The following is a 14,549-nucleotide window of genomic DNA, read 5'->3' as shown; positions in this document are numbered from 1 at the left end:
GCTGCACTTCCAGCGCTTCTTGTATTTTCATCTCCCTTCTATAAAGGAGGTGATGATTGCCGAAAAATCATTCGACTACTAAAATATAAGTAACACATTCACATACCGAGGTGAGAAGTTTGAAAATCGTATGTTTTGGAGACAGTTTAACCAGAGGCATTTCTTATGTTAGAGGGCGCCTTCGCATCATTAAAGAAAATTATCCAAACTCTTTAGCTAAGCTAACAGAATCTTTGCCATTCGTCGAAGTATTGAATAAAGGGGTTTTCAATGATAACTCCGACCTGTTGGTTAGCCGGATCGAGAAAGACGTCATGTCGGAAAATCCCGATATCGTATTAATAGAAGTCGGTGGAAACGACTGTAACTTCCATTGGGACGAAGTGGCCAAGAATCCAGATGGTGACCATGAGCCCATCGTTCCAATCGAACGCTACCTGGAAAATATCACACAACTTGTCAAGCAGGTTCAGGACAAGCATATTACCCCTTTCCTTTTAACTCTTCCGCCACTGGATCCTGCCAGGTATTACAGATCCATCGCCGATAAGTTCGGTCATTCAATCGGGCATTTCGTTTCCCATGTCGGCGGTATTGAACATTGGCATGGGATGTATAATCGCCAATTGAAAAGCCTTGCAGAGGAACTAAAGGTGCCTTTGATCGACGTCCGTTCCTATATTAAATCCTCCGGTGACTTGGGTCCCTTGATTAGCGATGATGGCATCCACCTCACTTCAGAAGGATACCAGCAAATGAGCCTGGCCATTTTCAGTGATTTGCGGAAGCATATGGAAGTTGATAGGTTTACTCAGCCATAAAACGGTAAAAAGGCAAAGCATGGCGCTTTGCCTTTTTGGGTTTTACAGACTTTTCACTTCCACGTTTTCCGGAAGCTTGAAAGGGTTTTCGGTATTGATCCGGTCATAAAACATCATCCCGTTCAAATGATCTAGCTCATGTTGAAACACGATTGCAGCAAAGCCCTTCAGCCGCATTTCTATTTCCTCACCATTACCGTCCAAAGCTTTGATTTTAACCCGTTCATAACGCGGTACATATCCTTTAATATCACGGTCGACAGAAAGGCAGCCTTCACTTTGCGGTAAATAGATCATTGTGGCGGAATGGCTGATGATTTTCGGATTCACAAGGGCATATTCAAACAGCTTCCCCTTTTCGTCGGGAAAATACATGACGAACATGCGTTTATTCAAGCCTATCTGATTGGCAGATAACCCAACTCCTTCACGCAAGTTGAACTTCTTTTGGAGTTTTGGATCCTGACTGTTTTTCAGGTATTGCATCATGCATTCCAGCGTTTCACGATCTTCATCCGAAATCGGCAGGCTAACTTCATCCGTTACCTGACGCAGAATGGGATCCCCTTCTCTAACGATATCCTTCATCGTAATCATATAGTCTTTTATAAATTTACTCATAGAACTTCACACTCTTCTACCATTTTATTTTTTCATGACTTAGACCATTTCACTTTAGCATTTCGCATTTAAAAAGTCTAATATGCCGGTTAGATTAAATATTTCTAAATTCCGGACTCTTTAAACTCTCATATATAAGTGTTATTTCTTACCTTTAACATTATTTACCTTTAATTTAAGGTACAAAGACCTATAGATTACATGTTTAAAAATTTTATACTGAATATATATTCTTAAAGGAGATGAAAAATTGAACTCGAACTCTAAATTAGTTTCGAAATTGCTGCCGTTCCTTACGGCTCTCATTGTGATAATTGCTGGAATCAGTTGGTATGCTGTTACTCAGTCAAAGGATATGGTCATTCCTTTTTCATCCGTGGAAAAAACGATTAAAGCCCAAAATGGAGCTCTTGTCACCATTGAAGAAAAAAGAAATGGCACTCTTCACATCTCCACACCAGATGGAGAATACGTTTCCAGTATTCCTCCCAACAGTCAAATGATCAATAAACTTGTCGAAACTTATAACGTTCAATATTCTTTTTCATCAACTAATAAATCAGCATTATGGATTTTAGGCGGGTTAATGGCGGCTCTCGTCACAACCGGTGTCATTATACAGAAAAAATCAAAGGGCGGATTGCGGATCGGCAGCAAAAAACAAAGCCTTTCCACCCCAAAACCCCTGCCAGAGATAACTTTGGATGATGTAGGCGGTTTGCAATCCGAAATCAAACAGGAAATCCTTCAGACACTTACTACACTAAAGGAACCTGAACGTTCAGCTAAAATTGGAATTAAGCCGCCTCAAGGCATTTTATTATACGGCCCTCCTGGAACGGGGAAAACGCTGCTTGCACAGGCAATTGCAAAAGAGCTTGGTGCAAACTTCTTCTCAACGAGCGGTTCAGCCTTCAACGAAATGTTTGTTGGAGTCGGTGCAGCCCGAGTCCGCAGCCTTTTCCAAAATGCACGTAAGCAATCGCCAGCTGTCATTTTCATCGATGAAGTGGACGCATTGGCTGGTAAAAGGAAACCTCATGGCGGGGAAGAAGGCGAAAAAACGTTAACCGAACTGCTTGTCCAATTGGATGGAGGCCATCCAAATGAAGGCATTTTATTCATTGCAGCGACCAACCGGAAAGATATGCTCGATGAGGCATTTCTACGTCCTGGCAGGATTGATTTCTCTTTCCAAGTCCCACTTCCGGATACACAAGGAAGAAAGGAAATCATCGATATCCATACGAAGGGAAAGCGTCTAGCGACAGATGTCCTGGCTTCCCTGGATGAGTTGGCTGAAAGTACATCCGGTTTCTCCGGCGCTGACTTAAGCTCCCTTTTCGATACTGCCTCACGTCATGCCCTGAGGAATGAACAGGATATGATTCGTAAACAGGATCTTGATTACGCCATTGACCGTACGATTCTTGGAGCGACATCACGTACCTTGAATGACGCGGATACGAAGCGGCGTGTGGCCATCCATGAAAGTGGACATGCCCTTATTGCTGCTTTGACAAAGCCTGGTTCCGTTAGAAAGGCGACCATCATTCCGCGTGGGGAAGCCCTTGGATATGTAGCGCCAATACCAAAAGAACTTCATCTGGCAACAGCCAGTGAATTGCTTGATCAAGTCAAAATGATCTTGGCAGGCGGCGTGGCGGAAAGAATGTATTTAGGGGAACATAGCATCGGTGTAGGCGGAGATGTACAGCAGGCAAAACATCTGCTGGAACAAATGGTCGATACCGGAATGCTTCAAGATGGATTCACCCTCACCTTCAATAAAGGTGAGAAGGAGCAAAAGATGCAGGAATTATTCACGAAAGCGATTCAGGAAACGGAAATGTTGATTGACTCGAATCGCCTACAGTATGAAGAGCTCGTTGAAGAGTTATTGAAAAAAGAGACACTTGAGGGAACTGAAGTTCAGCGTATCGTTGACGCTTCGGAAATAACCGGCATATGCTCGAATGCATAATACTCTTCCCACTAAGTCTTAAGAACTGATTTCCAGAGCCTGTTTGCAATAAAACAGGCTCTTTTTTTTTGACCATATATGGAAGCAGAAATGATGAAGGGAAATTAACCAGATGGAATTTCCTCATCCAAATCAACACGACATGTTCCTTTACGGTTTTTCCTGCCCTTGTTGCTGCAATCCAAAGAACAATATTTACTATCTGCTTTTCTTGGTTTGTACTTCTTCCCGCATTGTTCACATTTCTTTAATTCATATTTTATATAGGCTGTCCCTTTACAGCTCTGGGAACAGTATTTAGCATTTTCGTTATAACTTTTAAATCCACGACCACATATCTGGCAAACGAAATTGGCCATTATAAATCCTCCAAATCATGCTAACTGACATTAGCCTTCTATCAATCTATCTTTTCGTACCGTTGCTGGAACTCCCCAATAGAGTTAAAGTTGCCCATTTATATGAATTTCATCAGTTTTGCACTTCCAGCCGAGTGATATTCAGATTCTCACATATTTGTTGAAAAGTGACTGATCTGTGGTGATCCTTAAAACTTTCGGCACTTACCTGATATGCACAAACGGCAAGCCGATACTCACTGTCTACCTTATACTGCCTACAGGTGAAGTCCGTTATTGATAGATTGCTATGTACATCAGTTAACTGAATGTCTTCCATGCCATGCCTTCTTACATTAAAGCTGTGCAAAGGTATGGATAAGCCCTTACCTATTGCTTTGATATAGCTTTCCTTCAAAGTCCATATATCATAAAAGGAAGAAAGTCCGTCTTCTGCTTCCAATACTTGCTTATACTCTTCTTCGGTAAAAAAAACCTTGGCCAGCTGTAACTCAAACGGCCCTATTTTCTCTATATCCACTCCCACCTCTGCATCATGCACGGCACAAACCACATACTCGCCAGAATGGGAAATATTATAATGGAACGATGGATAATCGGGCAGAAAGGGCTTCCCAAATGAATTTGTCCTCCATCGCAGTTCTTCCTTAACCGAACCGTATCGTTCTTTAAGAACAAACCGCACCATCAAATCCCCTATAAGGGAGCGGTAGGCATCATCCAACTTGACGAACCTTTTCACCCGCCGTTGCCTTTCGATTGAAACATGGACAAGCAGTTTATTTAAGTCGGACTCCTCTTTCTTTATGGGCAATTTACATATATATAGTTCAACCAATTCTCCTGCCCCTTCCCCTACTGCCAGCAAAATGAAGGGGAGGTCACTGGTAAAAATCCAGTGACCTCCCTCAAAAATTAACCGAATGAGTAACTTACCCGCTTTTGACCGGTTTTACATCAAGGGAATTAGCCCTGTCCTGTTTCGGTATGGTGGCCTTAAAATCATCCTTCTTTAAACGCATCGCAAATATTAGGGCTATGACGAGCAAAATGGCAGAACCGAAGAGAGCGAATTGATAGGATGATAAGTTAACATGCCCATTCGTTCCCATCGTGTCAGCGCCCACTGCCCCCAGGATGCTGGCTAGGATGGCGACACCCATCGCAGAGCCAATCCGGTTTTGAACATTGAACAATGTGGCGGCCATCCCCATCGAAGCCGAGTTGATATTAGTGAAAGTGGAGTACTGTATGGCCACAACTGTATGTCCCAAACATACGCCGACGCTAAATAACAGGGCCCGAAGGAACCACGGGTTGGCGGTCGGTCCCACGAGGCTAATCAAGGTATAAATGATGATTGTGCTAAGCAGCCCCATCTGGATCACCTGATGTATGCCCAGTTTCTTTGTAGTCAAAGGCATCATCCGGGATGCTACCATCAAACCTATGGCTTCCGGGAATGTCGTCAGCCCGCTTTCCAAAGCTGAAGCATGAAGCGCACTTTGATACATTAACGGAAACACAAAGAGCATCCCCAATAAGCCGGCCATTGAAAATAATGAGATGATGCCCAATGTCCGAAACAAACGATCGGATAATAAACGCAAATCAAGCATTGGTTGGTCCACACGCAGTTCCAATAGAATAAATGAGAGAATAAGAACTGCACCGATAATTCCTGTATACATGATAACGGGGGAGTCCCATCCTTTGGATGGTCCTATGTTCATTGCATACATCATCATGGAAAAGCCTGAAGCTGACAGCAGGAATCCTGGAAGGTCCAACCTGCCAGCCGTAGGCTCTTTATGTTCTTTTAAAAACAGTACACCGATTAACAGGACCATAATCCCGAAAGGAACATTAATATAAAATGCCCAACGCCAAGACATCTGCTCCGTGAAGAACCCGCCAACGATCGGACCAATGGCTGGTGCGAATGCAATGGGCAGCACAAGGGAACGGGAAACCTTTGGCCTTTCCTCCGGAGAGAACGTTCTGAATAAAATCGCCATTCCCACCGGTGTCAGGATCCCGCCTCCAGCCCCCTGCAAAACCCTGAACAAGTTCAAGGTTTGCAGATTATTGGCAAAGCCGCATAAAAAGGAAGCAGCCGTAAAGACACCCAATGCAATCAAGAAGATCTTCTTGGTCCCAAATCGATCCCCTAGCCAACCCGCTACTGGAAGGAAGACAGCCAGGCTAACTAAATATCCAATATTAATGCCGCTGGTTGAAGAAGGATCTAGGTTAAATTCATTACTGATTGTCGGGAGGATCACATTGACAATCGTCCCGTCCATCGAAACCATGAACATCGCTATGACATAAACGATGCACACTACTATTTTAGGGTCTAGCTGTATCCGGGATTTCACTTTGTTCCATCACTGCTGGCAACTAGTTTTAAACTATTGGGCAGCAAATCCGGCCAGTTTTTGTTGATGTATTCCAGGCAATCCTGCCGGCTTTCTTCCCGATATATGACGGACCAGCCTTCCGGAATAACCAAAAAGGCGGGCCAAAGGGAATGTTGACCTTCTTCATTTATCAATACATGGTAGATGCCATTTTCATTTTCGAAAGGGTTGGTCATCAGATATGTCCTCCTTCATTATTTTTTGCCAACTTCTTCATGGTGGATAGTTTGTTAGCGATAACCTGGCCAATTTCAGCAAGCGGTTCCGGCTGGCACATATCCTTATGGCGGCATTCAATATTATGCTGTTCAATCATTCCATGGATATATGGGTTCCATGTATCAGGATAAATGGGATCAAACCAGTCCGGAATGATCGTCGACCTGAAGAACAGCACATTCCCCTTAAAGGTTTTAGGTTTATACTCACCCATGATCCGAACAGAATTTACATATGTCTCTTTAAGGTTCAGGATCGTTTCTTCTTCTAAACTAGCCAATGCACTGCCATCTCGGCGAAGAATTTCTATGGCACTGGCATTATCCAATGGCTGGTCTCCTAAACTATCAGGATCATAACCTCCCAATGCCAGCAATGCGATTAAAGCCTCCTCATCATCCGGAGCCTCTTTTATTGGCAAGAAATGACTTGGATAAGCATCAAGGATTGCAACCAAACGGACGGCCTCTCCCTCATTTTGCAATTGAGTGGCCATTGCATGGACGACATTGCCTCCGAGAGACCATCCCAATAGATGATAAGGTCCTTCTGGCTGGATTGTCCGTAACTGATCGATATAGTCTGCCGCCATTTCAGTCAGTGTTTTCGGAAGTTGCTCCCGCTCTGATATTCCTCGTGCCTGTAACCCATAGATTGGATAGTCAGGGCCCAGTGCAGTCATCAATCCAGCGTAGCACCAGCTAAGCCCTCCCGCCGGATGTACACAAAACAGCGGAAGTTCCGACCCATTTTTCCTAAGCGGCAGCAGGACGTCCAAAGCACTTTTGCTCGTGCCCATTTCAAGTCGTTCAGCGAGCCCCGCAACAGTCGGAGCCTCGAATAGGTTACCAATACTCAACTCAACGCCAAGTGCTTCACGTATTTTGCTCATCAAATGGACGGCAAGCAGCGAGTGGCCACCTAGATCAAAGAAACCGTCATCTATTCCGACATGGGGCAAATCGAGAACCTCCATAAAAAGGTCGCACAGAATCTCTTCCTGCGGAGTCCTCGGTCCGCGCCCTGATTGATCAGTACCGAATTCCGGCGCCGGCAATGCCTTGCGATCCAGCTTACCATTCGGTGTCAAAGGCAATTCGCCCATTTCAACGAAAGCTGATGGCACCATGTAATCCGGAAGGCTGTTTGCAACAAATTGACGTACATTCGCCGGATCGAAGGTGACGTTTGACGCAGATACGACATATGCGACCATACGCTTATCACCCGGATTGTCTTCACGAACCACTACCGCAACTTGTTCAACATGGGAATGCTGAGCAACCAATGCCTCGATTTCCCCCAATTCAATACGGAATCCACGGATTTTAATCTGATGATCGGCCCGACCTATATAATCCAAAGATCCATCTACAAGCCAGCGGGCCAAGTCGCCTGTGCGGTACATCCTGCTGCCTGTTGAACTGAATGGGTTGGCGACAAAACGGTCAGCCGTCAAACCTGGCCGGCCTAAATAACCACGGGCGAGACCAGGTCCGGAAACATAAAGTTCCCCAACTACCCCTGGCGGAACTGGCTGTAAGCTTGCATCTAGCACATACACGCCCAGATCGGGTATGGCACAGCCAATCAGGCTATTTGCTTTTATGGATGTTATATCCCGATTAAGCTCAAGATAGCTGACATGTACGGTAGTTTCCGTTATTCCATACATGTTGATGAGATATGGCGCATTTTCCGGATGGCGGCTGTACCAGTTCTCCAAACGGCTCAGTTCAAGTGCCTCCCCGCCATAAATCACGAAACGTAATTTAATGTCCTGCCCTAGTTCCGGCATTTTCCGATCAGCCTGCATCAATTGATAAAATGCTGATGGGGTCTGGTTCAGTACCGTTACTCCTTCTTTAACAAGCAGTTGTAAAAATTCTTCCGGTGACCGGCTGATGGAATGAGGGACGACCACAAGCTTGCCTCCGTGAAGTAAAGCTCCCCAAATCTCCCAAACCGAAAAGTCAAAGGCATAAGAGTGGAACATCGTCCACACATCTTCGGAATTGAAATGGTACCAATGTTCCGTCGATCCAAAAAGTCTGATTACATTTTGGTGCGGGACCACGACTCCTTTTGGTAAACCGGTGGATCCTGAAGTATATATGATATATGCCGAATTTAAAGGTGATAACGGGTGAATTCGATCACGATCGGTTGGATTGAGAATTGAATGATGACCCAATTCTTTTATGGTACTGGCTTCATCCAATATGATTTGCCTGATATCATGCATCTCAGGAAGCTTGGAAGCTACACCCGAACTCGTTAGAACACAAGCAGGCTGAGCATCAGACAGCATGAACGTTAACCGATCATTTGGATATTCAGGATCTAAAGGCAAATATGCCGCCCCTGCCTTGAGTACAGCCAGCAATCCTACAACCATTTCCAATGATCTAGGCATGGCCAATGCAACGAATTGCTCTGGTCCTACACCTTTAGCAATCAAGAGATGGGCTAGCTGATTCGCTTTTTTGTTTAACTCCTCATAAGTCAAGGAAGTGTCCTCATATACCAATGCAATATTGTGAGAACACTGGCTTACCCGTTCTTCCAGTAATGCCGGTAAGCACTTATGCGGTATTTCTTCGGAACTTCCATTCCAATCCACAAGGATTTCCTTGCGCTCTTCAGTTGACATTATTTCCAATAGTCCAATTGGCCGGTCCGGTTGCGATATGGCGCCGTTCAACAATCTTATTAATCGATTTATTAACATCTCGGCGGTCTCACGCTTAAATAGATCTGTACTATATTCAAGGAAGCCATTTATCCCATCCGGACTCCCATTTTCAGCATGCTCTTCACGTAATTCGATCGTCATATCGAACTTTGAAGCGCCTACGCCATATAACTTCAGGTTGGATTGAATCCCCGGAAGCTCCAATTTCGGATCAGGCGTATTCTGCAGCGCCAGCATGATCTGGAATAATGGATGCCTAGATCGAGAGCGGACTGGGTTCATCACTTCCACTAAACGCTCAAAAGGCAAATCTTGATGCTCATAGGCATTTAAATTAACCCTTCGCACCCTGTCAAGGAGTTCACGGAAAGTGGGGTCGCCGGAAGTATCCGTCCGCAACACCAATGTGTTGATGAACATCCCTACAAGATCGCTTAAGGCATCGTCGCTTCGACCTGCTATCGGACTTCCGATAGGGATATCGTTACCTGCCCCAAGGCGAGTGAGGAGCGCCGACAGTCCAGATTGCAAGACCATGAATAAGCTGACGCCATTATCACGGGCCAAATTCAGTAAACGACGATGCATTTCAGGATTGATAGAAAAGTCTACGGTTTCACCTCTATAACTAGCCTCAAGGGGACGCGGATAATCAGTGGGCAATTCCAATTGATCTGGCAGATTGGCCAATGTTTCTTTCCAGTATTCCATTTGTTCAATGGCTAAACTGGATTCATCACCCTCACTCCCTAAAAGGCTTTCCTGCCAAAGCGCATAATCGGCATACTGTACTGGTAAAGGGGGCAGGTTAGGTTCTTCGCCTTTACTTCGCGCCACATAAGCTGCCGTTAAATCGCGGGTAAGCGGTGTCAGGGACCATCCATCTCCTGCAATATGATGTAATAATAAAACCAATACATGCTTGTCCGAGGCCATTGTGAAAAGCTGGGCACATATGGCCGGTTCTTTTGCAAGATTGAAACTATATCGCGCAGCTGTAGCAATTTCAGCTTCAAGTTCGGACTCTTTGATGTACGATACCAACAATTCCACTTGTGCTTCTGATGAATCCAGAACATATTGATGAGCTGTACCCGAGGTAACAGGGAAAAGCGTACGCAAGGTTTCATGACGCTCGACTACATCATTGATCGCAGCCTCTAGTGACCTAGTATCTACTTCACCGGACAATTCAACAACCAGTGGAATATTGTACGTTGGACTTGGTCCTTCAAGACGGTGAAGGAACCATAATCGCCTCTGTGCAAAGGAAAGGGGCACTGTTTCCGGCCTATCGGCTTTCTTTACAGGCAACCTTGCACTCTTTCCATTGGAAAGCTGTTTTACAAGTCCCGAAACTGTTGGTGTCTCAAAGAGTTTACCAATGCCTATTTCGACTCCGAATGTATCTCTGATTCGAGCCATCAGTGTTGAAGCAAGAAGGGAGTGACCGCCTAAATTAAAGAAGCTATCATCGATACCGACCCGGGAAAGACCAAGAACCTCGGCAAAAAGATCGCACAATATTTCCTCCTGCGGTGTTCCAGGAGCCCGATCTGATACAAGTGCAGTGAGGTCAGGCACAGGCAATTCTTTCCGGTTAAGCTTTCCATTCGGGGTCAATGGCAACTCGTCCATGGTTATGATTGCGGACGGCACCATGTATTCCGGTAGACCGCTGCCTACAAATTCCCGAAGTTCAACCGATTCCGGTGTCGCTTCCAAAGAAGGGACGATATAGGAAACGATACGTTTATCTCCAGGCTGATCTTCACGAACAATGACTGCAGCCTGGTTAACGCCAGGATGCTGGGTAAGTTTCGCTTCAATTTCCCCCAATTCGATACGATAACCCCGAATTTTGATTTGATGATCGGCCCGGCTGATATAATCCAATGAGCCATCCTCTCTCCAACGAACTAGATCGCCCGTTCGATACATACGGCTACCTTTTAATCCATAAGGATTGGCGACAAACCGCTCAGCGGTTAAATCCGGCCGCCCTAAATAACCACGGGCCAACCCTGTACCGGCAATATATAATTCCCCTACTGTTCCTTTGGGAACGGGCTTTAAAGCTGCATCAAGCACATATAGCTGTGTATTCCATATGGGTTTTCCTATGGAGGGCATACCACTTTGATGCGGATCTAGCGTAATGGATGATGACCATATTGTCGTTTCCGTAGGTCCGTATAGATTAGTCACTTCACACCCTAGTTCATGTAAGGCATTGATCAGACTAATCGGAAGGGCTTCCCCTCCTACAAGCACTCTAAGATTCTTTATCACATCCGGATAGTTCGTTACCAGCGAATGCCAAAGCGTCGGTGTTGCCTGCATGATGCTTATATCATGGTGAACGATCATATCAGACAGAGTCTTAGGGTCTTGAACCGTTTCCTTGGCAGCTATGACACAACTTGCCCCATTCAATAACGGCAGGAAGATTTCTAATCCGGATATATCAAAAGCTATTGTCGTTACCGCCAAGAGCCGATCCTGATGTTTCAAAGAAAATTGGCTTTGCATGGAAGAAAGGAAGTTAATAAGGCTAGCCGATTGAATCAAAACACCTTTCGGTTTTCCGGTAGAACCTGAAGTGTAAATCATATAAGCAGGATTAAGTGGCGAGACTGACCCCATACGTTTTTCATCATCCACATTTATATCCGGATAACTCCCAATTCCAAGTATGGTTTCTTCCTCATCCAAAACGATGCGCTCCGCTACATGGACACCCGATAATTTTGAAGATAATTCTTTACTTGTTATGATGGAAGAGGGCCGTGCATCATTAAGCATGAAATCGATTCGATCCGTTGGATAATCCGGGTCTACAGGTAGATAGGCCGCTCCCGTCTTTAACACGGCCAACATGGAAATGACCATATCCACCGAACGGTTCAGTGCTATAGCCACGAATTTCTCAGGTCCTATACCCTTCTCCAACAGAAGGTGGGAAAGGCGATTGGCCCGCTTGTTTAAATCCATATAACTAAGGACAGTATGCTCATCCATCACCGCTGTCAAATCAGGGGTTTTGGAAACTTGATTTTCAAATAATTTTGGTAAAAGCAAAGAAGGGAGTTCCTCTTCCGTTCTATTCCATCGTTGCAGGACTTGCTCCCGTTCCTCAGGTAGAAGCAGTTCAATTTCCCCGATTGATTGAGTCTCTGCTGCCGCAACCTTTTCAAGGAAATTCAGGAATCGCTTATGGTGAGCACTCAAATCTTCAATAGCATATACCTCTGGGTTTGCATCCAAATCAACCCTTAGCCCGTTACCATCGGACTTGTCATAAATGTTAATCGACAAGTCATCGACAGGTCCTGTTGCCAGCTTATGTGTGATCGCTTTACTTCCCGAAAAATCCAGTCCATAATCAAACGGCATAATATTAATTTGAGGTCCGAATAATCGCTGGTTGTCACCCAGCAGTTTAAGGTCCCGACGCAATTCTTCATGTCGGTAATTTTGATGTCGGCGGATGGTACGGACTTCCTTCGACACTTGCTTCACTAACTCTTTAAAACTCATCTCAGGTTTTACAGACAACCGGAGCGGCAACAGATTCATGACCATACTGGGGATATTCAATGAGGAAGATCCCAACCGGCCCATCATCGGTAAACTCAGGATGACATCTTCCGAGCCTGTCAATCGATTTACGTAAACGGCCGTTACTGCAATCACGACTTCATGCCAGCTTCCTGAATATGTATGTGCATTCGCTTTTAAGGATTGTGTAGCGGCAGATGATAGATAACCCGTTTGACTAATGAATCCTTTAGAAGTCCGGGGGGCTCGATCAGCTAGGCTCATAACCTCTGGCTGATCAGCAAAACGGTCTTGCCAATACTGGCGATCCAGTTCGAACTTCTCGGATTTCCTGTACGCCTCATCTTCCTCTAGAAGTAAGTGTAAAGGAGCGAAGGCACCTTCCTCCAGATTTTGTCCCTTTTGAAGAGCTGTATATAGTTTAGCTACCCGTTGCGAGATAAGTGAAAATCCAAAAGCATCCATTACAATATGGTGAATCCGCTGATACCAGAAAAAGCGATCTGAATCCACTTTGATCAAGGCTTGATTGAAAAGTGGATCATTTTTCAAGTCAATAGGTTGAGCCAGGTCTTTTTTCATCCATTGCATAGCTTTATCCCGTGGGTTTTCCTCTCCACTGATATCAATGAATTCAAAAGGAAATTCACTCGATTCCCCGCTGACCTGAAACGGTCCATTATGATCCTCACCAAAGCGGACGTGTAAAAACTCCGCCTCCATGACTGCCTGTTTCAGCGCCTGTTCAAATTGTTCTATATCAATCCGGCTATCTATTTCTATGTATTCCCCTGTGTTATAAATTGGATTATCCGGCTCCAGTTGCTGAGCAAACCAGATACCGGATTGTGCGCCGGACAATTGCCAGCGCACATCTTGGTCCTGAATATTAATCACTCCGTTTTACCTCCTTCTCTTTGGATTCAGTCATGCTAACGCCTTTTGGGAAGACATTAGTTCCCACCAAGCTGCGATTGTCGGTTTTTCAGCCATCTGCATGAAATTAATTTCAGCCCCTTTTCCCCTTAGGATCTCAACAAGGGTCATCATTCTGATCGAATCCATTCCAAGATCCACTAGATCCTCGTCATCATCAATATCTGATGGGGATTCACCCAGAAGATCTGCGATTTGATGCCTTAGGCCCTGCAATGTCAAACCGTGTTCATCATTTTCTTCAATGGGTTCAGCGAATGATTGCTCTTCGCTTTTCAATTGTTCAAGCAATAGAGATGTTGAGGTTGTTACAGCACACCGTTCAGCTGCATATTTAATCGCCATTTTATGTTCTTCCAATGAAAAGTCCGCTACTGCATCAGATACCAAAAATGGTTCTATATCCTGCATAAAGGCTTCACTTGCTGTCAACAAACATCCAATATGGGCATATACCCCGCAAATGATCAGTTGATCACGCCCTTGTTCTTCCATCATCTCTAAAAGGTTCGTCCTTTTAAATGCGCTATAACGCCATTTAGTCAGGACGATGTCATCCTCACTTGGAGCGACCTCATCCACCACTTTCGTTTGATTGATATCATCATCAAGTCCCGGGCCCCAAAAATCTGTAAGCAGTGCCCGATCTTCCGGGTTTTGATTACCTGGTTGTGCTGTATAAACAACAGGGATCCCCAGTTCCACACAGCGACTTTTGATGCTCTGAATATGTGCTATCAGTTCAGTTATCGGTGACTCGCTTGCTGTATAGTAATTAAGGAAATATTGCTGCATATCATGAATGAGAAGCACTGAACGCTTTGGATCCGCTTTCCAGGCAACCTTATTTTTTGGTAATTCCGATTCAACAGGCATTGCATATGGGGTGATAGCAGGAATAGCCATCAAATCACTCCTTCTATGGTTTTT

The 14,549-nt window shown here is 44.9% G+C and carries 9 protein-coding genes; 2 read left to right on the top strand and 7 right to left on the bottom strand.

The features are described 5' to 3' along the window. The first annotated feature begins 119 nt into the window (after positions 1-119). Positions 120-821, top strand: a complete 702-nt coding sequence (locus ADA55_RS25100; RefSeq protein ID WP_048688782.1) for an SGNH/GDSL hydrolase family protein — start codon at positions 120-122, stop codon at positions 819-821. Positions 822-863: 42 nt separating this feature from the next. On the opposite strand, the gene def is transcribed toward ADA55_RS25100, so the two are convergent. After that, positions 864-1,442 (bottom strand): peptide deformylase, encoded by a 579-nt coding sequence (def, locus tag ADA55_RS25095; RefSeq protein WP_048688779.1) that lies wholly within the window; start codon positions 1,440-1,442, stop codon positions 864-866. Positions 1,443-1,692: 250 nt separating this feature from the next. Here def and ADA55_RS25090 point away from each other — a divergent pair, with 250 nt between their 5' ends. Continuing rightward, the gene (locus tag ADA55_RS25090) at positions 1,693-3,426 is read left to right on the top strand and encodes an AAA family ATPase (RefSeq protein WP_048688776.1); all 1,734 of its coding nucleotides are present in this window, start codon (positions 1,693-1,695) and stop codon (positions 3,424-3,426) included. 104 nt (positions 3,427-3,530) lie between these two features. On the opposite strand, the gene ADA55_RS25085 is transcribed toward ADA55_RS25090, so the two are convergent. From ADA55_RS25085 to ADA55_RS25060, 6 genes are all read right to left on the bottom strand, one after another. Beyond that, on the bottom strand, positions 3,531-3,785 hold the full coding sequence (locus ADA55_RS25085; protein ID WP_048688773.1) for a hypothetical protein: 255 nt from the start codon (positions 3,783-3,785) through the stop codon (positions 3,531-3,533). 112 nt (positions 3,786-3,897) lie between these two features. Further along, entirely contained in the window at positions 3,898-4,623 is a 726-nt protein-coding gene (locus ADA55_RS25080; RefSeq protein WP_048688845.1) for a 4'-phosphopantetheinyl transferase family protein, read from the bottom strand. 94 nt (positions 4,624-4,717) lie between these two features. Next, on the bottom strand, positions 4,718-6,166 hold the full coding sequence (locus tag ADA55_RS25075; protein ID WP_226990544.1) for a DHA2 family efflux MFS transporter permease subunit: 1,449 nt from the start codon (positions 6,164-6,166) through the stop codon (positions 4,718-4,720). Further along, entirely contained in the window at positions 6,163-6,384 is a 222-nt protein-coding gene (locus tag ADA55_RS25070; protein WP_048688770.1) for an MbtH family protein, read from the bottom strand. The genes ADA55_RS25075 and ADA55_RS25070 overlap by 4 nt, the downstream gene beginning before the upstream one ends. Further along, positions 6,384-13,580: an amino acid adenylation domain-containing protein gene (locus ADA55_RS25065; RefSeq protein WP_373689714.1), complete on the bottom strand. Its 7,197-nt coding sequence runs from the start codon at positions 13,578-13,580 to the stop codon at positions 6,384-6,386. The genes ADA55_RS25070 and ADA55_RS25065 overlap by 1 nt, the downstream gene beginning before the upstream one ends. Before the next feature lie 30 nt (positions 13,581-13,610). Beyond that, entirely contained in the window at positions 13,611-14,525 is a 915-nt protein-coding gene (locus ADA55_RS25060) for an isochorismatase (protein WP_048688767.1), read from the bottom strand. Positions 14,526-14,549 lie beyond the last annotated feature (24 nt).

The sequence above is a fragment of the Bacillus sp. 220_BSPC genome (assembly GCF_001054655.1).
GTDB classification, from domain to species: Bacteria; Bacillota; Bacilli; order Bacillales; family DSM-1321; genus Peribacillus; species Peribacillus frigoritolerans.
This window is presented reverse-complemented; position numbering and strand designations above follow the sequence as displayed.

Excerpts from the sequence above, each read along its gene's own strand:
- ADA55_RS25070 (WP_048688770.1), bottom strand. The coding sequence starts at position 6,384 with ATGACCAACCCTTTCGAAAATGAAAATGGCATCTACCATGTATTGATA.
- ADA55_RS25085 (WP_048688773.1), bottom strand. The coding sequence starts at position 3,785 with ATGGCCAATTTCGTTTGCCAGATATGTGGTCGTGGATTTAAAAGTTAT.
- def (WP_048688779.1), bottom strand. The coding sequence starts at position 1,442 with ATGAGTAAATTTATAAAAGACTATATGATTACGATGAAGGATATCGTT.
- ADA55_RS25060 (WP_048688767.1), bottom strand. The coding sequence starts at position 14,525 with ATGGCTATTCCTGCTATCACCCCATATGCAATGCCTGTTGAATCGGAA.